Here is a 355-nt window from a genome sequence, read left to right as displayed (position 1 = left end):
CGTAAAAGCCCTGGATGGCGCCGACCACTACGCCGACAATGCAACTGGCGATGGTCAGGGTAAGGCCGAACAGAACCGAAATGCGGAAGCCATAGATCACCCGGGCTGCAACATCCCGGCCCTGATCGTCGGTCCCCAGCCAGTTCTCTGCACTCGGCGGCGCCGGTGACGGAACCTCGAGATCGTAATTGATGGTGTTGTAGCTGAACCGGATCGGTGGCCAGACCATCCACCCGTTGGCGCTTATCTCATCGGCGATAAAGGGATCGCGATAATCGGCTTCCGTGGGCAGGAAACCTCCAAAGGTTTCTTCCGGCACGGATTGGACCACCGGGAAGTAGAGGTCGCCTTTGTA

The 355-nt window shown here is 58.9% G+C and carries 1 pseudogene; it reads right to left on the bottom strand.

From position 1 onward, the window contains the following. Positions 1-355, bottom strand: a pseudogene (locus B2W52_RS11275) (ABC transporter permease); the annotation flags it as partial.

The organism is Marinobacter sp. UBA2498 (assembly GCF_002341575.1).
Lineage (GTDB): Bacteria > Pseudomonadota > Gammaproteobacteria > Pseudomonadales > Oleiphilaceae > Marinobacter > Marinobacter manganoxydans.
This window is presented reverse-complemented; position numbering and strand designations above follow the sequence as displayed.